Origin of the sequence: Marinomonas rhizomae (assembly GCF_024397855.1) — a bacterium.
GTDB classification, from domain to species: Bacteria; Pseudomonadota; Gammaproteobacteria; order Pseudomonadales; family Marinomonadaceae; genus Marinomonas; species Marinomonas rhizomae_A.
In genome coordinates this window covers 735,012-757,903 of sequence record NZ_CP073343.1, presented here as the reverse complement: position 1 = coordinate 757,903, position 22,892 = coordinate 735,012, and the positions used below count along the sequence as shown (strand labels likewise).

General features: G+C 45.9%; 22 protein-coding genes. 14 read left to right on the top strand and 8 right to left on the bottom strand.

Going from position 1 to position 22,892, the window contains the following annotated elements; genetic code table 11:
* Positions 1-44: 44 nt before the first annotated feature.
* Positions 45-1,025, top strand: coding sequence for a LysR family transcriptional regulator (locus tag KDW99_RS03460; protein ID WP_255827933.1), 981 nt, complete (start codon positions 45-47; stop codon positions 1,023-1,025).
* 6 nt (positions 1,026-1,031) lie between these two features.
* Here the strand turns inward: KDW99_RS03460 and KDW99_RS03455 are convergent, their stop codons facing one another.
* Entirely contained in the window at positions 1,032-1,256 is a 225-nt protein-coding gene (locus KDW99_RS03455) for a DUF1653 domain-containing protein (RefSeq protein ID WP_255827932.1), read from the bottom strand.
* A gap of 154 nt (positions 1,257-1,410) precedes the next feature.
* Here KDW99_RS03455 and KDW99_RS03450 point away from each other — a divergent pair, with 154 nt between their 5' ends.
* The 4 genes from KDW99_RS03450 to astB all read left to right on the top strand — a co-directional run bounded on the left by KDW99_RS03450 (position 1,411) and on the right by astB (position 6,472).
* Positions 1,411-2,424 carry an arginine N-succinyltransferase gene (locus KDW99_RS03450; protein WP_255827931.1) on the top strand — a complete coding sequence of 338 codons (1,014 nt, stop codon included), beginning with the start codon at positions 1,411-1,413 and terminating at the stop codon, positions 2,422-2,424.
* A 70-nt stretch (positions 2,425-2,494) separates the two neighbouring features.
* Positions 2,495-3,571: an arginine N-succinyltransferase gene (gene astA / locus KDW99_RS03445; protein ID WP_255827930.1), complete on the top strand. Its 1,077-nt coding sequence runs from the start codon at positions 2,495-2,497 to the stop codon at positions 3,569-3,571.
* A gap of 26 nt (positions 3,572-3,597) precedes the next feature.
* Entirely contained in the window at positions 3,598-5,070 is a 1,473-nt protein-coding gene (gene astD, locus KDW99_RS03440) for a succinylglutamate-semialdehyde dehydrogenase (RefSeq protein ID WP_255827929.1), read from the top strand.
* Positions 5,071-5,125: 55 nt separating this feature from the next.
* Positions 5,126-6,472, top strand: coding sequence for an N-succinylarginine dihydrolase (astB, locus tag KDW99_RS03435; protein ID WP_255827928.1), 1,347 nt, complete (start codon positions 5,126-5,128; stop codon positions 6,470-6,472).
* 104 nt (positions 6,473-6,576) lie between these two features.
* Here astB and KDW99_RS03430 read toward each other — a convergent pair whose 3' ends face one another.
* From KDW99_RS03430 to cbiB, 6 genes are all read right to left on the bottom strand, one after another.
* The gene (locus KDW99_RS03430; protein ID WP_255827927.1) at positions 6,577-6,909 is read right to left on the bottom strand and encodes a DUF1904 family protein; all 333 of its coding nucleotides are present in this window, start codon (positions 6,907-6,909) and stop codon (positions 6,577-6,579) included.
* A 50-nt stretch (positions 6,910-6,959) separates the two neighbouring features.
* Entirely contained in the window at positions 6,960-7,367 is a 408-nt protein-coding gene (locus KDW99_RS03425; protein WP_255827926.1) for a DUF2914 domain-containing protein, read from the bottom strand.
* A gap of 231 nt (positions 7,368-7,598) precedes the next feature.
* Positions 7,599-8,096, bottom strand: coding sequence for a xanthine phosphoribosyltransferase (gene gpt / locus KDW99_RS03420; protein WP_255827925.1), 498 nt, complete (start codon positions 8,094-8,096; stop codon positions 7,599-7,601).
* 99 nt (positions 8,097-8,195) lie between these two features.
* A complete protein-coding gene (gene cobU / locus KDW99_RS03415; protein ID WP_255827924.1) occupies positions 8,196-8,708 on the bottom strand; it encodes a bifunctional adenosylcobinamide kinase/adenosylcobinamide-phosphate guanylyltransferase in 513 nt (170 codons plus the stop codon).
* Positions 8,705-9,802, bottom strand: coding sequence for an aminotransferase class I/II-fold pyridoxal phosphate-dependent enzyme (locus KDW99_RS03410; RefSeq protein ID WP_255827923.1), 1,098 nt, complete (start codon positions 9,800-9,802; stop codon positions 8,705-8,707). The genes cobU and KDW99_RS03410 overlap by 4 nt, the downstream gene beginning before the upstream one ends.
* Positions 9,787-10,767 carry an adenosylcobinamide-phosphate synthase CbiB gene (cbiB, locus tag KDW99_RS03405; protein ID WP_255827922.1) on the bottom strand — a complete coding sequence of 327 codons (981 nt, stop codon included), beginning with the start codon at positions 10,765-10,767 and terminating at the stop codon, positions 9,787-9,789. The genes KDW99_RS03410 and cbiB overlap by 16 nt, the downstream gene beginning before the upstream one ends.
* Positions 10,768-10,853: 86 nt before the next feature.
* On the opposite strand from cbiB, the gene KDW99_RS03400 reads away from it, so the two are divergent.
* The 7 genes from KDW99_RS03400 to KDW99_RS03370 all read left to right on the top strand — a co-directional run bounded on the left by KDW99_RS03400 (position 10,854) and on the right by KDW99_RS03370 (position 18,674).
* Entirely contained in the window at positions 10,854-12,377 is a 1,524-nt protein-coding gene (locus KDW99_RS03400) for a cobyric acid synthase (protein ID WP_255827921.1), read from the top strand.
* 42 nt (positions 12,378-12,419) lie between these two features.
* Complete coding sequence (locus tag KDW99_RS03395; protein WP_255827920.1) at positions 12,420-12,548, top strand: hypothetical protein; 129 nt, start codon at positions 12,420-12,422, stop codon at positions 12,546-12,548.
* A 129-nt stretch (positions 12,549-12,677) separates the two neighbouring features.
* Positions 12,678-14,819 (top strand): TonB-dependent hemoglobin/transferrin/lactoferrin family receptor, encoded by a 2,142-nt coding sequence (locus KDW99_RS03390; RefSeq protein ID WP_255827919.1) that lies wholly within the window; start codon positions 12,678-12,680, stop codon positions 14,817-14,819.
* 84 nt (positions 14,820-14,903) lie between these two features.
* The gene (locus KDW99_RS03385) at positions 14,904-15,995 is read left to right on the top strand and encodes a hemin-degrading factor (RefSeq protein ID WP_255827918.1); all 1,092 of its coding nucleotides are present in this window, start codon (positions 14,904-14,906) and stop codon (positions 15,993-15,995) included.
* Positions 15,992-16,849, top strand: a complete 858-nt coding sequence (locus tag KDW99_RS03380; protein ID WP_255827917.1) for a heme/hemin ABC transporter substrate-binding protein — start codon at positions 15,992-15,994, stop codon at positions 16,847-16,849. The genes KDW99_RS03385 and KDW99_RS03380 overlap by 4 nt, the downstream gene beginning before the upstream one ends.
* On the top strand, positions 16,846-17,859 hold the full coding sequence (locus KDW99_RS03375; RefSeq protein WP_255827916.1) for a FecCD family ABC transporter permease: 1,014 nt from the start codon (positions 16,846-16,848) through the stop codon (positions 17,857-17,859). The genes KDW99_RS03380 and KDW99_RS03375 overlap by 4 nt, the downstream gene beginning before the upstream one ends.
* Positions 17,859-18,674, top strand: a complete 816-nt coding sequence (locus tag KDW99_RS03370) for a heme ABC transporter ATP-binding protein (protein WP_255827915.1) — start codon at positions 17,859-17,861, stop codon at positions 18,672-18,674. The genes KDW99_RS03375 and KDW99_RS03370 overlap by 1 nt, the downstream gene beginning before the upstream one ends.
* Before the next feature lie 132 nt (positions 18,675-18,806).
* Here the strand turns inward: KDW99_RS03370 and KDW99_RS03365 are convergent, their stop codons facing one another.
* A complete protein-coding gene (locus KDW99_RS03365; protein WP_255827914.1) occupies positions 18,807-20,159 on the bottom strand; it encodes an MATE family efflux transporter in 1,353 nt (450 codons plus the stop codon).
* Between the two features lie 413 nt (positions 20,160-20,572).
* Here KDW99_RS03365 and KDW99_RS03360 point away from each other — a divergent pair, with 413 nt between their 5' ends.
* Together KDW99_RS03360 and KDW99_RS03355 are read left to right on the top strand one after the other, a co-directional pair.
* On the top strand, positions 20,573-21,550 hold the full coding sequence (locus KDW99_RS03360) for an IS110 family transposase (protein WP_255827913.1): 978 nt from the start codon (positions 20,573-20,575) through the stop codon (positions 21,548-21,550).
* Between the two features lie 193 nt (positions 21,551-21,743).
* Positions 21,744-22,658, top strand: coding sequence for a lysine exporter LysO family protein (locus KDW99_RS03355; protein ID WP_255827912.1), 915 nt, complete (start codon positions 21,744-21,746; stop codon positions 22,656-22,658).
* Positions 22,659-22,892 lie beyond the last annotated feature (234 nt).

The following is a 22,892-nucleotide window of genomic DNA, read 5'->3' as shown; positions in this document are numbered from 1 at the left end:
GATAAGGCTCCTGTTTTTAAAATATAAACAATACTGAGAAAACCATGCATCTAGACGACATCTTAAAACTGGATATTAAGCTACTCGTCGCTTTCGTTACTATCATGGAAGAAGGCAGCGTTTCTCGTGCTGCAGAAAGACTGGGAGTGACACAGCCTGCACTAAGCAAAAGCTTACAGCGTCTTCGAGAGTTATTTAAAGACTCACTATTCACTCGTCAGGCCTACGGTCTCAGCCCTACTGCACGAGCCTCTGAATTACACGACCAAATTCAGCCTATTTTAAATTCTCTTTCTGAATTAATGAGCCCAAACTCGCTAGATCTAAAAAATCTAGACCGCCGTATTAAGCTACGTGTAGATGAAGGTGACTTAGAAAACTTTATAGAACCACTCTTGGCGTCATTGCAATACCAAGCACCAGGCATGCGATTGGCGATAAGCTCATGGGGAGATACACAGCTGGATGAACTGGTTTCTGGCAATGTGGATCTTGGCATTATGCGCATTAGTGACACGCCAGGTAATGTTCGCAGTAAACTAATAGGTTACATGGAAGCCTGTATCATTTTAAGTGAAGCTCATCCATTATTTCACCAAGATGAGGTAACTGTACAAGACTTGCTATCGCATAAGGTTGTCACACACCATTTACGCAGTAATCACCACAACTCATTTACGAAAACAGAACAAAAGCTCAAACAAAGAGGCCACATAATACAACCGAATCTAGAAACAGACAGCTTAATGGTCGCCATGCAAGCGGTAAAACGAGGCATGGCATTAGTTACCTCTCGCTCCATTGGTGATTTGTTCTTGAATGTAATGTGTGAAAAAGCCCATTTTTATCCCGTCAAATTATTGCCTATTCCAGCGGAAGTGCTGGAACTCGACGAATACAATGGTCGCCACCCTATCCACATTTTTTGGCATGAGCGCTTTAACAATGATCTTGCCCATCGCTGGCTAAGGGAACAGATCATCTACTTTATGCGTGAATCACCTTGGATGCATCCTCCGATCTGATGCACCTCATTCTCCCGCGTTGCGCTCGGCTCTCAACCAATCAAAGCGCGGGATGTTTTCACCGTTTATTTCAACCGTTTCTTGAAACATACTCAGCGGTCTTGCCCACCAGCCAAAGTCGCCATATAAAGCCTGATAAATCACTAACTCTTCTTCTGTTTCGCTGTGTTTAGCCACTCGCTCAACCCAATAAAGCGATCCTTTATAATGCTGATACACGCCCTCTTTCATACTAAACCCCTTCATACTTTTTAAAAATCGACCATAATTAGCCAATATCTAGAAGAACTTGTCGCTAATGCGAAAGTTACTCTCTTACACGTCTTACACAACTCAGCAATAATACTCACATATTATGGCCCTAACCCATTTCTAGGAATTTTCTATGTATCTAGTACGACCAGTCGATTTTGCAGATCTTCCCGCACTGGAACGCCTTGCCCAACAAGCTGGTATAGGCATTACAAACTTCCCTGCAAACAGGGAACGCCTTAACGACAAAATTGCGACGTCACGTCGTTCATTTCAAACGGATGTGGTACAGCCAGGCGACGAATCCTACTTGTTTGTCTTAGTGGATACCAGCAATGAACAAATTGTTGGATGTTGCGGAATCGATGCCATGGTCGGAGTGGATACGCCCTTTTATAGCTATCGAATTGATGAAGTTGTTCACGCGTCGCCACAGCTACAGATTCACAACCGCATCCCTGCCCTTTTCTTATGTCATGACTACAGCGGAACCAGCCGACTCATCGCCTTGGTGGTCGATAAAGCACACCAGAACCCTGTTGCCATGTCTTTGTTATCCAGAGCTCGCCTGCTTTTTATTGCCCGTTATCCAGAACGTTTCACTAAGCGCATATTTGCAGAGTTACGTGGAGAAAGCGACAAACAGGGCTACTCCGCTTTTTGGGATGCCTTAGGGAAACATTTTTTTACCATGGACTTCAAGAAAGCCGACTATCTTTCAGGTGTCAGCAACAAAAACTTTATCGCGGAATTGATGCCACGCTATCCAATTTATGTTCCAACCTTGCCAGAGGCCGCTCAAGAAGCCATTGGCGTAGTGCATGAAAATTCAGGACAAAGTGCCGACATTTTATTGGATGAAGGGTTTGAATTCCGTGGCTATGTGGACATTTTTGATGCCGGCCCAAGCATTGAAGCGAGAACAGAAAGTCTACACACCATCGTCAACCAAAAAACAGACAAAGCACTGTCGCTAACAGAAACATCAAAAGGCGCTATACACCTGATTTCAGCAGGACATTTAGAAAACTTCAGAGTCACGGCAGCGCCTGCTGAACCACAAGTAGCAGGCTTAGCCTTAGAAAAAACGACTCAAGAGCAACTGGGTATTTCGACAGGAAAACGCATCCAGTGGATTGCACTATAAACAATAAAAATCATCTGCATGACATTAAAAACCGTCAAAAGCAGCTAAATTATACACGAGGAAAACCATCATGATGGTCATACGCCCTATTTGTCAAAATGACCTAAAGTCACTTTACCGACTAGCAGAAAAAACCGGCATTGGTTTTACTTCTCTGGTATCTGACGAAGCCATTCTCCAAAAGAAAATCGACGGTGCTGTACGTTCTTTCAATAAAGAAAACGTTACCAAGCCCCATAATGAAGATTACTTAATGGTGCTTGAAGACACGACAACAGGCGACATCGTGGGCACTTGTGGAATATTGGCAACCGTGGGATTAGATGAGCCATTCTACAGCTATCACCTAGGAACCATTACGCATGCCTCTCGTGAATTAGGCATACACAATGCCATCCCGACTCTGATCCTCAATAACGACTTCACTGGTTTTAGTGAGATCTGCACACTGTTTTTAGAGGAAGATTACCGTCACTCTAAAAACGGCCAACTGCTTTCTAAAGCACGCTTTATGTTTATGGCACAATTCCCAGAACGCTTTACCGAGAAAGTATTTGCGGAAATGCGCGGCATCAGTGATGAAAATGGGGTTTCTCCTTTGTGGGAAAGTCTTGGTCGCCACTTCTTCTCCATAGACTTCAAAGAAGCCGACGAACTCACTTCTCAAGGTAACAAGCAGTTTATTGCTGAGCTGATGCCAAACAACCCAGTCTACGTAAACTTGCTTCCTCCTGAAGCCCGCGAGGTCCTAGGACAAGTCCATCAAAATACCATTCCTGCTCGTCGCTTATTAGAGCAAGAAGGTTTCCGCTACGAAAACTACGTCGATATTTTTGATGGCGGCCCAAGCCTAGAAGCACGAGTTCAAGACATTCGCGCCGTACGCGACAGCCGTCTTTGCCTTGCTAACATAGGCCAGCCAAAAGGCATCTCTGAAAGCAAGGGCGAAGGCGTTACTGAAAACAAAAGTGAGGGCAATTACTACCTAGTTTCCAACGCCAAGGTCGCCGATTTTCGCTGTATCTTAATCCAGCGTACCATTCCACCAGGTAGCGCCATGACCCTAACGCAAGAAGAAGCTGACGCACTTTGCATCACAAATAAAGAACCCGTTCGAATCGTCGAATTATCCCCTTATTCAAGATAAATGCGCACGAACTAACAGGAGTCACCATGAAACAAGCACAGTATATTAATGGTCAATGGACAGCAGGCGAAGGCCAACTACTCCGCTCTATCGATCCAGCAGACGCCAGTTTAGTATGGCAAGCCAACACGGCCACATCCGGTCAAGTCGATTTAGCCGTCGATGCCGCTCGCGCTGCGTTTCCTGCTTGGGCAAATCGTCCGTTAGAAGAACGTTTGAGCATCATTGAAGCCTTTGCAGCCTTGGTTAAAGAACACAGCGAAAACATAGCGACCGCTATCAGCCGCGAAACAGGCAAACCTATTTGGGAAACGCGTACCGAAGCCGCTGCCATGGTGGGAAAAGTCACCATTTCACAACAGGCTTACCATGAAAGAACCGGCGAAAAAACTACGCCTATGCCGGGCGCAACAGCTCGACTACGTCATCGTCCACATGGTGTCGTTGCTGTATTTGGCCCTTATAACTTCCCTGGGCATTTACCTAACGGCCATATTGTTCCTGCGCTGATTGCTGGCAACACCGTCGTTTTCAAGCCAAGCGAACAAGCGCCAGCGACGTCTGACCTAATCATTCAATTATGGGAAAAAGCGGGCTTGCCAGCTGGTGTACTCAACCTAATTCAAGGTGAGCGTGAAACAGGCGTTGCTTTAGCAAATCATCAAGGCATCGACGGATTATTCTTCACCGGTAGCCCACAGGTCGGTCATATTTTACATAACGACTTTGCGGGGCATCCAGGTAAAATCTTAGCCCTAGAAATGGGCGGCAATAATCCATTGTTGGTCTCTGAAAAAGTCGCAGACCAACGCGCAGCAATACATGAAATCATCCAATCGGCGTTTATCTCAGCAGGGCAACGCTGTACTTGCGCTCGTCGTTTATTGCTACCTAAAGGCGAACTAGGCGATGCGATTTTGCAATCTCTAGTAACGGCCACCAAAGCATTAAAAATCGACCGTTTCGATGCGGTCGAACAACCATTCATGGGGCCAGTGGTGTCTGCACAAGCGGCCGACGGTTTGCTGCAAGCCTACCAAAAACTCATTAAGCTAGGAGCCTCTCCTATCTTAGAAATGACTCGCGGCGATAGCCAAACTGGCTTTGTGACACCGGGCATTATCGATGCCACCGACATGTTAGACGAACTGCCAGACCAAGAGTACTTCGGCCCACTGCTGACCGTGATTCGTTACGACTCGCTAGATCAAGCCATGAGCATCGCCAACAACACCAAATTTGGCTTATCGGCAGGCATTTTGTCTGACGATGCAGCCGAGTACGAATGGTTCCTACAACACAGCCGTGCTGGCATCATCAACTGGAACCGTCAAACCACTGGCGCATCCAGTAACGCACCCTTCGGTGGCACAGGCGCCAGCGGCAACCACAGAGCCAGCGCCTACTATGCAGCGGATTATTGCGCGTACCCAGTTGCCAGTATTGAAGCTGACAGCTTAACCATGCCCGAAAAACTCGGCCATGGCATAACGCTTTAGTGCTCCATAGAGAACGACAAAGAAAACTTAGATTCAGATACGACAAGAGGCAATTATGAACACAGCGACAGAAGCCAATTTTGACGGCTTAGTGGGCCCAACCCACAACTACAGCGGCCTATCTTTTGGTAACGTCGCTTCATTGAATAACTCAGCACGCCCGTCTAATCCGAAAGCCGCAGCAAAACAAGGCTTGGTCAAGATGAAAGCCTTGGCGGATCTAGGATTCGTACAAGGCGTACTCGCGCCACACGAACGCCCACACATACCAACCCTGCGTCGTTTGGGCTTTTCTGGTAGCGATGCGAACATATTAGAACAAGCTGCTAAACAAGCACCAAAACTGCTCGCAGCGGTTAGCTCCGCGTCTTGCATGTGGACAGCCAATGCAGCGACCGTCTCCCCAAGTGGCGACACCAGCGACAATCGCGTGCACTTCACGCCTGCAAACTTGGTCAACAAATTCCATCGTTCCATCGAACATGAAACCACAGGCGCGATTTTACAAGCGACCTTCAAAGACGATAAGCACTTCGCTCATCATCCAGCTTTGCCAAGTGTCGATCACTTCGGTGATGAAGGTGCAGCGAACCATACGCGCTTTTGTCATGATTATGGCGAACAAGGCATCGAATTCTTTGTCTACGGAATGGAAGCATTCAACAACAGCGCACCGAAACCCGCTAAATTTCCAGCGCGTCACACCTTAGAAGCCTCTCAAGCCGTGGCACGTCATCATGGATTATCAACAGAACAAGTGGTTTACGCACAGCAAAATCCCGACGTCATCGACGCAGGCGTCTTCCACAACGACGTCATCGCTGTAGGGAATCGCAACGCGCACTTTTTTCACCAAGAAGCTTTCTTAGACACCGCTAAAATGAAGCAAAACCTGCTCACCGCTTGGGGAAACAGAGCGTCTAAATTTCATCTCATTGAAGTGCCAAGCAGCGCCGTATCCGTACAAGACTGCATCCAGTCTTACTTGTTTAATAGCCAGCTACTAAGCCGTGGCGACGATGACATGGTGTTGGTAGTACCTGGTGAATGCGAAAATAATCCAGCGGTATGGGCCTATTTGAGCAGCCTAGTGACTGGCCAATCGCCAATCAACGAGATTAAAGTCTTCGACCTCAAGCAAAGCATGAGCAACGGCGGCGGCCCAGCTTGCCTAAGACTTCGCGTCGCCCTAACCCAAGCAGAACAACAAGCCATCAACCCATCAACGCTAATGAACAATGCCTTATTTGAACGCTTAAACACTTGGGTAGATAAATATTACCGCGACGAACTGCACGAAAAAGACCTTGCTGATCCGCAGCTATTAATCGAAAGCCGAAATGCATTAGATGAATTAACTCAGATAATGGACTTAGGAAGCGTATACGAATTTCAGAGGTAGGATTATCAACCCAACTAAATGCTACTCCCCCGACCAAGGGTTGGGGACAAAAATGCCTTAGCTCCTCCCCCTGCTAAGGGAGAGGCTGGGAGGGGATTACTGTCTTAGAAGTGCTCGCCATTCTCATAGTAGTCCTTGCCCTGCAGATCATGGAACAACACTGTGATATCTTGTCCACTGTCTACCAAAGGTCTAACCAATTCTTCGATGATTAACGCGACTTTACGTTTCACCTCTTCGCCTCGGTCAAACCATAAAACATCAAAAAAGGGATACGCAGGAGAAGCACCACCAACGGCCAGATAGGTCGTTGCTTGGTACTCAAGGGTGAAATGAGAATTCGGCGTGTCTGTTACTTCCGCCAAGTTTTCTATCAGGATATCAGCAATAGACTCTAGCTCATCAAAAGCCAGTCCACGAACACGTAAATGAGGCATATTAATCCTTAGTCGGTGTTAAATATTAGCCGTAAATAATGCCTTATTTACTAGCCTTCATCCACATAATCAAATGTGCGAGTTTCAATCACCTGCCCATCCTGAACAACGTCGACACTCCATTTGCCATCGAAGCCTGGCATGAGTCGCTTACTTGACCATACACGCCAGCGATCGCCACCAATATCAAATCCTACGTCTGCTTGCTCTTCACCGTCTAACTTCCAACGATGAATCACTTGGCTGCCAGACATATCTCGTAGATCTGTAAAGAAATACACACGCTGTATTTCGCCGTACTCTACTTTTACAGTTGGGCCTATATCATCCACCGGTTCACGATCAACCACATCGGTTGAAAATTGAGCTCGAGCTACAGTACCTTCAGCCCATGCTGGAATTATCATCGCAAACGATAAAATACCAGCCAAAGCAACTTTCGTTAACGTTTGCCACATAATAAAATCCTATTGTCATTACATAAAATGTTTGCATTAAAATGCGTGGAACAGCCATTTATTTCGCCATTCTTTGAGTCTAATTTTGAAATGAATATAACCATAAAGTTAGCTCAAAAAAGTGTAAAAGAAACGAGAGTTTTGTGTAATTTTGCAAGCCTGCTCGTTTCTTTTGTGTCAATTGATAACTAACTTTATTATCAGGATAATATACGTAGCTGAAGTGAATGCTTACTTTGCTTGGCGATTAGCCAAAGGGGTTGAGAAGGTATATTCCATATCCCAAGGGAAGCGTATCCAAGTGTCTTGGCTGACTTCGGTGATAAAAGTATCAACCAATGGCTTACCAGCAGGTTTGGCATAAATGGTTGCAAAATGCGCTTTGGGTAACATTTCGCGAACTTTTGCTGCGGTACGCCCAGTGTCCACAAGATCATCGATCAGGATAAAGCCTTCGCCATCGCCTTCTACGCCTTTCAAAACGTTAAGCTCGCCTTGCTTCATGGCGCCGTTGCCCTTTTCGTCTTCACCGTAACTGACAATACAAATGGTATCGATCAAGCGGATATCCATTTCACGGCATAAAATAGCTGCAGGCACTAAGCCACCACGAGTAATCGCAATAATCCCTTTCCATGGGCCTTGCTCCAGCAAACGCCAAGACAGAGCACGAGCATTTCTGTGTAACTCTTCCCAAGATACTGGAAAATCTTTTGAATACGGGGTCATCAAAGCTCCTACGCTTTTCGCTATCAATTACAATGTTTAATAATAAAATGCCGACAAGAACAATAATAGTTCAAGAAAGCACGGAATATGGATGGAAGGTTAGGATTTTAGCGGCAATGGTAGTCCCGCCGCAACAAAAGTTACCCGATTGGTCAATTTAGCCAGAGCCTGATTCATTGCACCAGCTTCATCACCAAAACGCCTCGCCAACGCATTCATTGGCATAATGCCTAAACCCACTTCGCTAGACACCAGTACCAAATCCCCTTCGAACGCATCAACCGCGTTTAATAGCGCCTGCTTTTCTTCTTCTAAGCGCCCTTCGTCTTCTAGGCACAACAAGTTCGTCATCCATAAGGTAAAACATTCAACAATCACCGCTTGCTCCGGTGAATTAAGAGAATGTAAGACACTGGCTAACGCTAAGGGCTCTTCTATTAACTGCCATTCGCTTGGCCGGTTATCTTTGTGCTGGCGCACACGATCTGCCATGTCGTCATCCCAGACTTGAGATGTCGCCACATAACAGACTGGTTTCCCGCACGCTGCTATTTGCTCTTGAGCAAAGGCACTTTTGCCACTGCGAACGCCACCTAATACAAGATGCTTCATGCTAATTCTCTGCCCCCCGCGGTTTTTAATAAACGAATCAAGGCACTGTTTAAAGCATCCATTTCATTAAGCGCTGGCAATGCCACACGAATCCAGCCTTCGCCTAAACGAGTATGAACGCCAACTTGGTGCAACATGTCGAATACTTGCTTGGCGTATTCTTCACTTTCAAGAAACCAAGTAACAAACAGTGGACTCAACACATAATCTTGGGAATCAAAAATGGTATTAAACTTGGGGATGACTCGTTCAACAAAGGCAGCTTGTCGTACACTTAAAGCTTTTATAGCTTGAGACTGCCAAGCTTTATCGGCAAAAGCCAATCGCACCAAATGCAGACTCGGCGTCGCCACTGGCCAAGGCCCCAATAAGTTTTTTATCGCGGCTTGCCATTTTGTCGCACAGAAAACAAAACCGACCCTTGCGCCAGCCAAACCAAAAAACTTACCAACGGAACGTAAAACAAAAAGCGAGTCACTCAGTGCTTCACCTTGTTGACTATTCAACAGGCTCAACTCAGGGCAAGCATCAACAAAGGCTTCGTCCACGACGATATTCGCCCCTTGCTGCTCAGCGTAAGTAATCAGCTGAGACAAAACATGGTGTGGGGCAATTTCGCCTGTTGGATTATTCGGCTGAATCACCACAGCAACCACCCAATTCTGCTCTAATAACTCATCCAAAGCGTCATAGTAGGCAATATCAAAGCCCCATTTTTTCCAAGTAAAGGCATGTTCCTGATAACCAATACGCGGCACAAAAACCGTTTTCGTTGCAGTAAGCAAAGCCGAAGGCTGGCTCGCCAGCAACATAGGCGGCAAAGATTCAATAATATGCTGAGAACCCGCGCCAATCGCATTAGGGCGACGACCGAAATAGCGTTCGGCCTCTTCTAATAAATCGGCTTGATCAGGTAAATCCATCCATAACTCAGGTGCTATTTCAGGTATCGACCAAGGTTCACGGTTACAGGCGGAAGATAAATCCAACCAATTCAACGCTTCATTACCGACTTTACGCTGCCAATAAGCCAAATCACCACCGTGCTTTGGGGGCGAGCTTTCCAACTTAGAAAAGCCTAGACCAACAGACATATCACCAATCCCCATAAATATACGCTTTTATCCACCAGCCAAATGGCTTCTTTTAAATGTTGAGGCATAGGTAAATCACCCTCGCCCAAAATTGGTCGCGTTTCGACTTTGCCAAAATACGGCGCTTCGCCACCTAACTGAATCCCTAAAGCCCCTGCGCCTGCTGCCATCACAGGGCCAGCATTAGGGCTTTTCCAACGGGCAGAAGGCCGTCGTGCGCTGCGAATCGCAGAACGCCATTTACCACAAGCCCCATAGGTATAAACCACAAGACGAGCGGGAACATAATTCAATACATCATCAAAACGCGCTGCGAACCAACCAAAATGCAGTAAAGATTCTGTTTTATAGCCCCACATAGCGTCCAGCGTATTCGCAAGGCGATACAAGAGCACACCCGGCGCACCGAAGAGAATAAACCAAAATATCGGTGCAAATATCGCATCACTGCCGTTTTCTAAAACCGACTCAATACCCGCTTTTGCAACCGCCGATTCATCCAAATTCTGTGTGTCACGGCTGACGATATAGCTCACAGCAAGTCGCGCTTCATCGAGCTTTTCTGCCGACAGTGGAGAGACAGACAAAGGCTGATAAATCGCCAAAGCATGCTCACGCAAACTCTGCCAACCAATGGCAAAATACAACACCACCACAGACAGCAAAGTATCTAGCCAACTCGGCAACAACCAAAACAAAGCCAATAGAATCATCACCCAAGGCAAAACCGCCACCAGCCATGCCAACACACCAACCATGCGTTGACGAGATTGCGAAGCGTCTAAAGGCAACTGAATATGATGGCGACAAAGGTCCACCCAGCGACCAAACCAAATCAAAGGATGCCACGTCTTTGGCTCGCCTAATAAGCGATCCAATACCAAGGCCGCGACCAAAATGAAACTGGCCATAGAAAACGCGCCAAGAAAACCATCAAAACTACTGTCTAAATTAAAAAGGATCATAAATATAAGTCGTTTTTTCACTTAACAAGGTGCATAGGTAAGGTAGAATTCTACCACCTTATTGATTTGAAGCGTGATGATACTGAATGCCAGCCTTTAGTTTAATGATCCAAGGAACCACCTCGGACGCCGGAAAAAGCACATTGGTTACGGCATTGTGCCGTTTATTGGTTCGCCGAGGCATCGCAGTCGCGCCGTTTAAACCACAAAACATGGCATTAAACAGCGCCGTCACGCAAGACGGCAACGAAATTGGCCGAGCCCAAGCCGTGCAAGCCTATGCAGCTGGGCTTGAACCCCACGTGGACATGAACCCGATTCTACTCAAACCAAACACAGACACAGGCGCGCAAGTCATCATCCAGGGCAAGGCCATTGGCAACATGAACGCCGTGGGTTATCACGAATACAAAAGCATCGCCAAAGTCGCCGCATTGGATTCTTATCAGCGTCTAGCCGACCAATACCAAGCCGTGTTAATTGAAGGCGCAGGCAGCCCAGCGGAAATCAATTTACGTGCCCGCGACATCGCCAACATGGGCTTTGCGGAAAGCATCAACTGCCCAGTTATTATCATTGCTGATATCGACAAAGGCGGTGTATTTGCTCATCTCGTTGGTACATTGGATTTACTTAGCCAAAGCGAACAAGACCGAGTGATTGGCTTTGTGATTAACCGTTTTCGCGGTGACATCAGCTTGCTGCAATCTGGTTTAGATTGGCTAGAAGAACGCACCGGCAAACCGGTTTTAGGCGTACTGCCTTTCTTAAAAGGCTTTCACCTAGAATCCGAAGACGCCGTCGCCAAAAGCCCAATCAAAACCGACACCAACGCCAAGTTAAACATCGTCATTCCCATTATGCCACGCACCAGCAACCACACAGACTGGGACGCATTACGCCTTCATCCAGATGTGCAAGTCACCCTGGTTGGTGCCAATGAAAACATTCCACCAGCGGATCTCGTCATATTACCAGGCAGCAAAAGCGTGCAAAGCGACCTCGCCTTTTTACGCCAAGAAGGTTGGGAAAACTACCTGAATAAACACCTTAGATACGGCGGAAAAGTCATCGGGATATGCGGCGGCTATCAAATGCTCGGCGAACAACTGCTCGATCCACTAGGACTGGAAAACCAGCACGCCAACACACAATCCGCTGGCTTTGGCTTTATTCCTATGGAAACCATCCTAAAAGAAGAGAAACAGCTCAAGCAACGTCATGGACAACTTACCTTCTCAACAAGCTCAAACCACTCTTCAAACAATCATGCCAAAGTTACCGGCTACGAAATTCACTCTGGCGTTTCAAGCTTTGCTACCAACGCCAAAATAAACCACTTCGCTCTCTTAGATAACGGAAAAAACAAAGAAAACAGCGAAAAAGAAGGCTATATCTCAGACGATGGCAACATCATCGGCACTTACCTTCATGGCGTATTCGACCACCCAGAAGCCCTACAAGCTTTACTCAACTGGGCCGGCGTCGACCAAGCTGCCACCTTCGACTACGACCAATACCGCAACAGCGAAATCAACCGACTAGCCGACAGCACAGAACAACACATGGACATAGATGCGTTAATCAAAACATGCCGAGCATTTCACTAAAGTCCCCCTCACACCCTAGGTCGGTATGAGGGAGGAACGACCGTGATCCGACATTTTAATCCCTCTTACGACCAATACCGCAACAGCAAAATCAACCGACTCGCCGACAGCACAGAACAACACATGGACATCGATGCATTAATTAAACAGTGTGAAGTTTTCTGTTTTTAGTCCGAAAATAATTCCAAAGAAATCCCTTAACTTATCATTAATTTATAAACCTTAATGAAAGTCATTTGCATTTGCATGTACTTTTTGTTGATAATAGTTCTCATAAACTTTCAAATTATGAGAACTATCATGACCAAAACAACATTCCCAGCCCCTTTATCTTTGATTGCTTTGTCCATCATGATGGCAAACCCAGCTTTTTCAGCCGACAAAATAAATGTAGAAACTCAACTAAACACGATTAGCGTGGAAGCTGATCAGCTAACCCCATCTACTGCAATTGGTAGCTCAGTATCTAGTATCGATGATGACGACATAGAAAAAACACTGGTGCGTAATCTAGACGATCTAGTCCGCTACGAACCAGGCGTCGAGGCCAGCCAAGATTCTCGCTTTGGCATCGGTAGCGTGAATATTCGTGGACTAGATGGCGACCGTGTCAAAATCAGTGTCGATGGCGTATCGCAAGCCGATGCATACGGTCCCACAACTACCTATTTAAGAACAGGACGAAATACGGTTGATATGGATTCATTAGAATCTGTTGAAATTATTAAAGGTGGCGATGTAGTAGAAGGTAGCGGCGCTCTTGGTGGTGTCGTGAAATACAGAACAAAAGAACCGAGCAGCTTTTTATCCGTAACAGGTAATAACACCTCAGGCTCATTAAAAGCCGGCTACAAAAGCGCATCCGATGAATTCAACCAAACGCTGACTATCGCAAACCGCACTGGCAAGGTGGAGTCTTTACTTATATACACGAACCGAGATGGACACGAAAATAAAAACCATCAAGGTGACGCTGGATCAGATCAAACCGTCGGGGTGACACGTGCTTCCGTCGACCCAGCCGAAACGGGCTCAGAAAACACACTCGCCAAAGTGCAGGTGCAAGTAAACAACAGTAACCGTATTGGCCTAGTCGGTGAATACTTCCACAGCACATCGGAGTCCGATTTATTTTCAGAAAGTTCCGCAACAGATCAGCATAGCTCAGACGACAAAGTGGTCCGTCGCCGTATTGGTTTTTTCCACGAAAATACTCAAACAAACGCCCTATATGATCGTCTGAAATGGCAAGTCGATTACCAAGACACAAAAACCACAAACAAAACACATCGAAGCAATAACAATCGCCTTGTTAACCGCTTTTATGACGAAGAAAGTACAAGCCTGAAAGCCGATTTAGTGAAACAAATTGATACTCACCAAATCCGCTATGGTCTTACTTACGACCAAAAATCATTGGAAAATCTAAACAAAAACACAGTTTCAGGCACAACCACAGCGTCTCGATTCTCTCCAGTGGCTGACGCAGATATTTTTGGTTTGTACCTCGAAGACAGTTGGTCAGCTACGGACAAGCTAACTCTCATTCCGGCCATTCGTTACGACAATTACAAATACACAACAACAGGTGACGAATACATAGACTCATGGGGAAATAATGAAAATGAGTCACTAACAGCACAACTAGCAGCAGACTTTGCAATCAATGAAACCTACACAATCTTTGGTAAAACAGGCTCAGGTTTTAGAGCGCCTAACTTAGACGAGCTATACTATTATTTCGCAAACTCAGCACCATATGGTTCTTACCAAATAACGCCAAACCCTGATTTAGAACCAGAAGAAAGCCTATTCATTGAAACAGGTATTCGTGCTCAAAACGCCTATGGTACCACTGAATTGACCGCGTTTTATAACGACTACAAAAATTTCATTGAACAGGTATCACTGGGTACTTCCGCCGCCTTTAGCCTTGGTGAATACACCAATCAAAACCTTACTCATGTGGTGATAAAAGGGGTTGAAATCAAAGGTAATCTAAATCTCTCGAAAAGCATTGATGCTCTTGGTGACGGCTGGTCGCTGAATGGCGCAATCGCATACGCGGAAGGCGATAATCTAGAAGACAATGAACCGCTAGACAGTATCTCACCGCTCAGCGCCGTCGTTGGTCTTGGCTATGATGCACCATCAGAACAATGGGGTGGAAAGCTCAATCTAACTTGGGCGTCAGGTAAGAAAGCAGAAGACATATCCACCAGCAAACAATGGCTTGCCACATCAGATTACAACCTTGTTGATCTAACCGCTTATTACAAGCCGACGCAAAATCTCACCTTTAACGCCGGTCTTTTCAACCTCACAGATGAAAAGTACATGAACTGGAACGACATTCGTAACTTAACCAATACCAGCACCAATCTGAATCGATATACACGCGCTGGTCGTAACTTTGGTATAGACGCAACGCTGTCTTTCTAAAACACGCACACAAAACCTTTAATTAACAAAATAATACACAAGGGAAAAGGGAGCATTTCTCTTGTTTATAAACGGAGAATTTCCATGTCAACCATGAACGAAGCACCAGAAGTTGAAACAACAAATACAACCAATCATCCCACTTATTCACGATATCTAGAAGCGATGTCATCAGGCAAAACGCCGCGCGCTCGGGAACTTGCCAAACAGCTCGACATTAGCGAAGGCGAGTTGGTCGCTTGCCGACAAGGCATAGAAACCTGGGTGATGAAGTATCCCTTTCAAGAACTATTGGCAAAACTGGAAAGCCTTGGTGAAGTGATGACCATCACCCGCAACGATGAAGCCGTTCACGAAACGACAGGAACCTATGATAAATTTAGCTTTATGGAAAAGAGCAACATGGGCCTCGTTCTATCAGACGACATCGACTTGCGACTTTTCATTGGACAATGGCACAGCGCCTTCCATGTTGTTGAGAATGCTCGCCACAGCATCCAATTCTTTAACGCTAATGGCGTAGCGGTTCATAAAGTGTACCGAACAGACAATACACTGGCTGAAAAATGGGACGCGCTTATTACTGAGTTTCGCGACCCGTCACCCGTTATTCCAACTTATTTAACGCCAGAAGAAGATCCAGCTAGCGAGCTACCTGCCGACTTTGACCAAGCTCGTTTTGCTCAAGAATGGTCTGAACTAAAAGATGTTCATGAATACCATGGCATGCTCAAACGTCATGGCCTTTCTCGCACTCAAGCTCTATCTCAAATTGGCGAGCAATGGGCTACCAAGCTAGACCAAGACAGCGTAAAAAGTGCAATTACTCTTGCCGCAGAAGAAAACTGCAACATCATGGTGTTTGTGGGCAATAAAGGCTGCATTCAAATTTTCAGTGGCGAAGTACATCGCCTAGTGCAGCAAGGTCCTTGGTTCAATGTTTTAGACCCTGGCTTTAACCTGCATCTAAGAGAAGACTTGATTGCAGAAACTTGGGCCATCAAACGTCCAAGCAGCGATGGAATTATTACCTCTATTGAAGCATTCAACGCCAAGGGCGAGTCCATCTTAACGCTATTTGGTAAACGCAAACCGGGCAATCCTGAATTACCTCTGTGGCAAGACATAGTCGAAAAGACGACTAGTCTCAGCGCGAAACAGGAGAGAACATCATGAAGCGAAACATCATGAGACAAAAGCCACTTATTTTCGTAGTCTTGTTAGCGCTTGCATCACTGAGCAGCTCCGCCAGTTTTGCTCAAAGAGTTGTCAGTGTCGGCGGTACTGTGACAGAAATCGTCTACTTATTAGACGCACAGAACCAACTCGTTGCCAGCGATACCAGCAGCATTTACCCTGATGCCGCCAATAAAATACCCAAAGTTGGCTATCAACGCACGCTATCAGCAGAAGGTGTATTGAGCGTTCATCCCGAACTCTTACTCATCACACCAGCGGCTGGGCCAGCTAAAGTATTACAACAGCTAAAAGACACCAATATAGAAATTGTCTCAATCGACGCACCAGATACCAAACAAGGTATTTTGGATAAAGTCTCACAAGTTGCCCTTGCCTTAAATCAAGAAAAAGCTGGCAAGCAAGCGGTTGATGACATTCAGCAAGCCTTCGATAAATTGACGACACCTAAAGCTTGGTCGAAACGCCCACCTCGCCTACTCTTTGTCTTACAAATGGGCGGCGCACCTATGGTGGCAGGACAAGGTACGGCTCCCGATGCCCTATTCCATCTCGCTGGGGCAAGCAATGCGGTAAGCAGTATAAAAGGTTACAAACCTCTCACTCCTGAAGCGATACTACTCGCTCAGCCTGATGCCATTGTAGTGACTCAACAAGGACGAACAAGAGCAAGCGAAGAAGCCATCTGGTCGTTACCTGGAATGGCATCAACGCCTGCCGCAAAAGCCCAGCGTTTAGTCACCCTAGATGCCTTATTGGCTTTAGGCCTCGGCCCAAGAACGCCTCACGCCATTGAGCTTATACATCAACAACTTGAAGACTGGGCGCCATGAAACGCGTCCTTAACTCACAAATCCCTTATCCTGTCCTCATCCTGACATTGCTTATTGTGGGCATATTGGCATTGACTCAAGGTGCCTATTCGATCTCATGGCGAGATCTTTTATGGTCACCTATCAATGACATAGATCGACAAATACTGATGACAGTCCGATTACCAAGGTTACTCATGGCCGCTTTGGTCGGCGCTGCATTGGCTGTGTCTGGCGCATTGATGCAAGCCCTGTTTCGCAATCCATTAGCAGACCCTGGCTTATTAGGTGTTTCATCTGGCGCGTCTGTTTTTGTCGGCGTTCTGATTGTTCTCAACCCTTTCGCTGGTGATTTACCTCTGTGGGCAGAGTCTTATATGCAAAGCGTGGCGGCGTTTTTAGGCGCTGTACTTACCTGTTGGCTGATTTTCCAATTATCCAAACACAAAGGCCAAGTATCTGTGCTGCACTTGCTTCTTGCCGGTATCGCCATCAATGCACTGTCAGGATCAGCTACTGGGTTACTAACTTATACGAGTAATGATGAACAACTAAGAGCTTTAACATTTTGGGCGATGGGAAACTTGGGCGGAGCGAGATGGGAACAAGTTATCGTTATTGCGACTATTTTATTGCCGCTACTTTGCTACGTATGGCGCCAATCAAAAAACTTAAACTTATTGCTGCTGGGTGAAGACGAAGCCCGTTACCTGGGACTAGATGTTGAACGTTTCAAAATCAAACTCATCGCCGTTGTCGCCTTATGTGTTGGTGTCACCGTCGCCTTTACCGGGCTTATTGGCTTTATTGGGCTGATGGTTCCTCATCTTATCCGCATGCTTTTTGGTGCCGACAATCGCATCGTGGTTCCTTGCTCTGCTTTATTGGGTGCCAGCTTATTAACAGGCGCCGATACCTTATCTCGGCTTCTAGTTATTCCAGCGGAACTCCCCGTTGGCTTAGTAACCAGCTTACTAGGTGGGCCGTTTTTCTTATGGCTACTATTAAAAAATATTCGAGAAACAAGTTAATGCTAAACATCAGCGAACTATCCCTTATTCGTTCTGGAAAGAGCTTACTAGATAAGGTCTCTATGAGCATCGAACCAGGACAACTGACCATTGTCCTTGGGCCAAACGGAGCGGGGAAATCAACATTATTGAAGTGTTGTTCGGGAGCGATGCAAGCCGATGCAGGACACATAACATTAGACGAACAGTCACTATCGAATTGGTCGTTGGCCGAACTTGCTAAGAAACGCGCAGTATTGACTCAGCAAATACACCTGCCTTTCGCCTTAACCGTTAAAGAAGTGGTTTCCCTTGGGCTTGCCCCATGGACATTGTCGGATCATGACGCCTCGACGTTAATTAATGACACTTTAGTAGAAGTCGGCATGCAAGAAACCCAAACTCGCCAATACGCCAGCTTATCCGGAGGAGAACAGCAACGCATCCAACTAGCACGAGTCTTAGTTCAACTCTTCGCCGACAAGCACTCAGGAACTAAAAAACACCCAGAAACGGAACAGCGACCATATGAGGGTAAATACTTACTGCTAGACGAACCCATTTCCGCACTGGATTTACATCAGCAACAACGAGTCTTAAGACTACTTAAAAACCTCGCCCAGAAAGGGCTAGGTATTTTCTGTATCCTCCACGACATCAATCTCGCCGCACTCTATGGAGACAAACTGGTTCTACTGGAAAAAGGCCAAATTACCTTCAATAGCGAACCGCAAAGACTCGCCCAAGACAACACCATAGAAACCGCTTATCAAGCAGACTTGATTCGTCTCGCTCACCCGGAGAATCAACTACCCCAGTGGCAGTTTAGACAATAACCAAACGTAGATACAAGGTCGGCATGAGGGAGGAACGACCGTGATCCGACATTTCAATAAAACCCCAACGGCAGATCACACTCGTGCCTCGTTCATCTGCCCTACTAAACGAATAGGAACAAAAATGCCTAGCTACGCCACTTCCCTAGGCGAGGCAATGCGCTTACCTTCATAACGACGCAAAACAATTTGAAAGCGTACGATAAGAGTCGCCGCTAGCAGGGTTAAACCCGCGCCGAGGCCAATGTAAAAACCTCGCAGTGACAAGGTTTCGGCCCAAGGGCTGTAGTGAGATAACCAATAGCCAAACGGAATACTCAAGCCAAACAAAGACACGGCAAAAGCAATCATAGTCGAGCGTGTTTCACGAAAACCTCGTAAAGCGCCAGTAAACACGGTTTGCAACATATCAGGAAACTGGTAACAAGAAGAGATCAGCAAAATGCTCGCTGCCAAGGCCACCACTTCCGCATTATTGCTATAAATATACGGGATCTGATCGTGAAAGATCTGAGTAATCATAAAACAGGTACTCACATAAGAAAGCCCTAGCCAGACAATCACTCGTATACGTTTTCTAACACCGCTTACGCCTTCTTTCGACATGGCTTTTGCTACCACAATCGCCGTCACGGCACTCATCGCCATCATTGGGGTAAACAAGAAAGACGTATAAGACATGACAATCTGGCCGCCACCCAACGCCAAATCACCGAAGGACGAAATCAACCACGTCATGGATGAAAACAAGCCCACTTCAAAAGCAAAGGCAAAGCCCGCTGGCGCGCCAACATTCAATAGAATTCCAAACTTACGCGTGTAGCGCCACACTAAGCGGGTAAACAAAGGCGTTTTATTGATAAATCGGTCATAAACAAAAAACATAGTTACGGCTAAATACAAAGACAAAGCAGACGCCAATGCCGCGCCTTTTGCGCCCATTTCAGGAAAGCCGAACTTGCCGAAAATCAGCACATAATTGAACAAGATGTTTAACACTAAACCAAAGCTCGCCACGAACAAAGGAAAGCCAGGACGACCCGCCGCTTCAAATAAATTCTTATACGCCGTCATCAAGGCCAACATAGGAAGTGCAGGAGCAAAGATATACAAATAAGAAACCGAAACTTGTCTTGTTTCTTCTTCCGTCGCCATCAACCCTGCAAAATAGGGCAATAAGAAAATAGCCACTAAGCTTGCCAACAGACCAAGCCCTACAGATAGCCCCACCGCTTGCGACATATACAAGTTAACCAGTTTCGGTTGTCGGCCATGTAAATGACGTGTTACCAAAGGCGTAAGGCCGAATGTCACACCAATCAAGAAACAACCAACAGGTAGCCATAAGCTAGATGCCAAGCCAACTGCCGCCAAATGTAACGCGCTGTAATGGCCTAACATAATGGTATCGACGACGCTGATTGACAGTTCCAATGTCATCGTTAAAATCATAGGAAACAACAAATGCAGAACTTCTTTTAACACTGGAAAACGCTTAACCACACATCACCGCCGACTATCCATAGAAAATACGCAAAAAACAGCCGAGCAATTTACCATTGATCGCTAAATATTGCACCGTTGGTCAGCTTTATTTTGCTTCCCTATTCGGCAGATCACACTCACACTCGTACCTCGCTCATCTGCCCTAGCCCCTCCCCCTGCTAAGGGGGAGGCTGGGAGGGAGTCCAAAAAGTTAACAACCCCATCCTAACCTTGTATCTTTCTAAGTGAATTGCTTAGCTAGTAATTCACTCTAGTCTGGTAAGTATGTTCCTAGCCTAAGCGCTACGATGCTGTGGGGAAGATTATCCTGCCAGACTAATCCTTCAACATTGGATGGTATCCAAGCGCCTGTTTCTACAGTGATGCTGCATGTACAAGGGGAATAAGGATAAATGATTTATATAGGTATTGATATTGGAAAAAATAAGCTGGATTGTCTTTGGCTTAGAGACGCCCTATCAGAAAAAGTAAAAACAAAAGTCTTTAAAAACAATCAGGAAGACTTTGAAAATATTGCTCAATGGCTCATGAAAGTGACATCTGCACAACCTGAAAAAATTCATGTCACTCTTGAAGCGACAGGGATTTATCATGAAGGCATTGCTACCCATTTGTTTCATATAGGTTTTCAAGTTTGTGTTGTTAACCCAGCAAGGCCTAAAGAGTTTGCCAAGGCGCTTGGCGTGACTCACAAAACGGATAAAGCCGATAGCCTTCTTTTAGCTAAGTTCGGTTATCAAATGGATCCAAAACGCTGGACACCAGAAGCACCAGAGGTACGTAAGCTGAAAGCTCTGATCAAACGTATAGAGTCGATAGAGAAAGACATACAGCGCGAATTGGATCGGAAAGAACAAGCTGAAATAGCAGACGGCTCTTCTGTTGTTATTAAATCGATAGACAACATTGTGTCTGTGTTAGTAAAAGATAAAGAGAGGCTGATTGAAGAGTTGAATACGCATATTGACAATCACCCAACGCTGAAAAAGAAAAGACACCTTCTCAAGAGCATTCCTGGTGTTGGCTCTGTTGTATCAAGGCTTATGTTGTCGGTTTTGTCCTCTCATCAGTTTGAAAAAGCAGGAAGCGTATCCGCCTACTTGGGGCTTGTTCCAAGAATTAGAGAGTCGGGAACATTAAAAGGTCGTTCGATGTTATCAAAGATTGGACCACCTAATATTAGAGCTAAAGTTTATATGGCCGCCGTTGTCGCAAAACAGCATAACCCTGATGTAAAAGCTCTTTATGAACGTCTAAAAAGCCGCGGAAAAACGCACATGCAAGCACTCGGAGCAGCAATGAGAAAGCTTGTACAAATTTGTTTTGGTGTTGTGAAACATCAAAGCGAATACAAGCCTCAAATAGTCTAAATGACTAAAAAAGGCTTGATCGGAAAGATGGCATCTTCCCCTTGAAGATAAAGGGAAGGAACAAAAATGCTTCGCCCCTCCCCTTGGAACAACATTTACTCGAAACACAAAAACCAAACTTGTATTTACAACTCAATACAGAGAAAATGCCGCTCCAGTATTTAACACATCTGTCTAGGAAGACTATTCTCGCATGACTATTCTCACCACACTTGGCCCATTATTAGTCGCCCTTCTGTTTGGTTACTGGGTCAATATCAAGGTATTCACACCAACTCGCGTGGCAAAAGGCTTAGAACAGCTTGTGTACCTCATTTTGGGCTTAATTGGCTTTAGCCTTGGGGCGTTAGATAATTTGGCCGAGAAGCTCTTTATCGCCGGTTACCAAGCGATTATTTTTTTTGTCCTGATCAGCGTATTAAGCCTAGGTGGTTTATATCTGAGTGGCCTACGTTTTGGTGGCACGCATGCAGACAGTCTTGCTCAAGGCCCATCTGACAGTAAGTCCCATGCATTGATGGATGCAGCAAAAACCCTCGCCTGGGTAATAGGTGGCGTCATCGCTGGCATATTTGCCAAAGACTGGCTGACAGGCGTGGACGAGCTAGTAACTGGCTTGCTGTATGTTTTGCTGTTTCTAATTGGCTGTCAGCTTCGCCAAGGTAATCACCGTCTACGTAAGCTTTTTTTGAACTCTCAAGGCGTCATCATAGCGCTTGTCACTATCTTCACCACGCTACTTGCAGGCTGGATTGGCAGCTTTGTATTAGGCCTAAGCTGGAACCAAGGGCTTGCGGTCGTCTCAGGCTTCGGCTGGTACAGTTTGTCTGGCATTCTTATTACTGGCTTAGGTGATCCAGTGCTTGGCACCACGGCTTTCTTGCTAGACCTTGGGCGTGAAATTTTGGCGCTGATGCTAATTCCATTCTTAGCTCGACTAAACAGCCACATGTCGGTTGGTTATTCTGGCGCAACCGCCATGGATTTTACCTTACCCATGCTTGGTAAATTTCACGGCGCGCAAATTATCCCTGTTTGCATCGCCAGCGGCTTTATTATGAGTATTCTCGTGCCGATTCTGATTCCATTGTTCATGGGGATTCATTAGCAAAGTAGGCAAGCCTACATTTGTCAAATATATGTAAAGACAGCCTTGTAAACAAAGCAGCTTTCGCAAACTCTGTCATGCTTTTGTAAAAGCGATTGTCTCGGTAAAGAAGCGAGGATTAATCTCAATACACGTCTTGTGCTTTGCCGAACCGCTCTATCTTTTGAAATCAAACAAAGTGTGCAGGTGAAGGGGTCGCTTTGGTAACGTAAGAACATATAAATTGGCGTAACC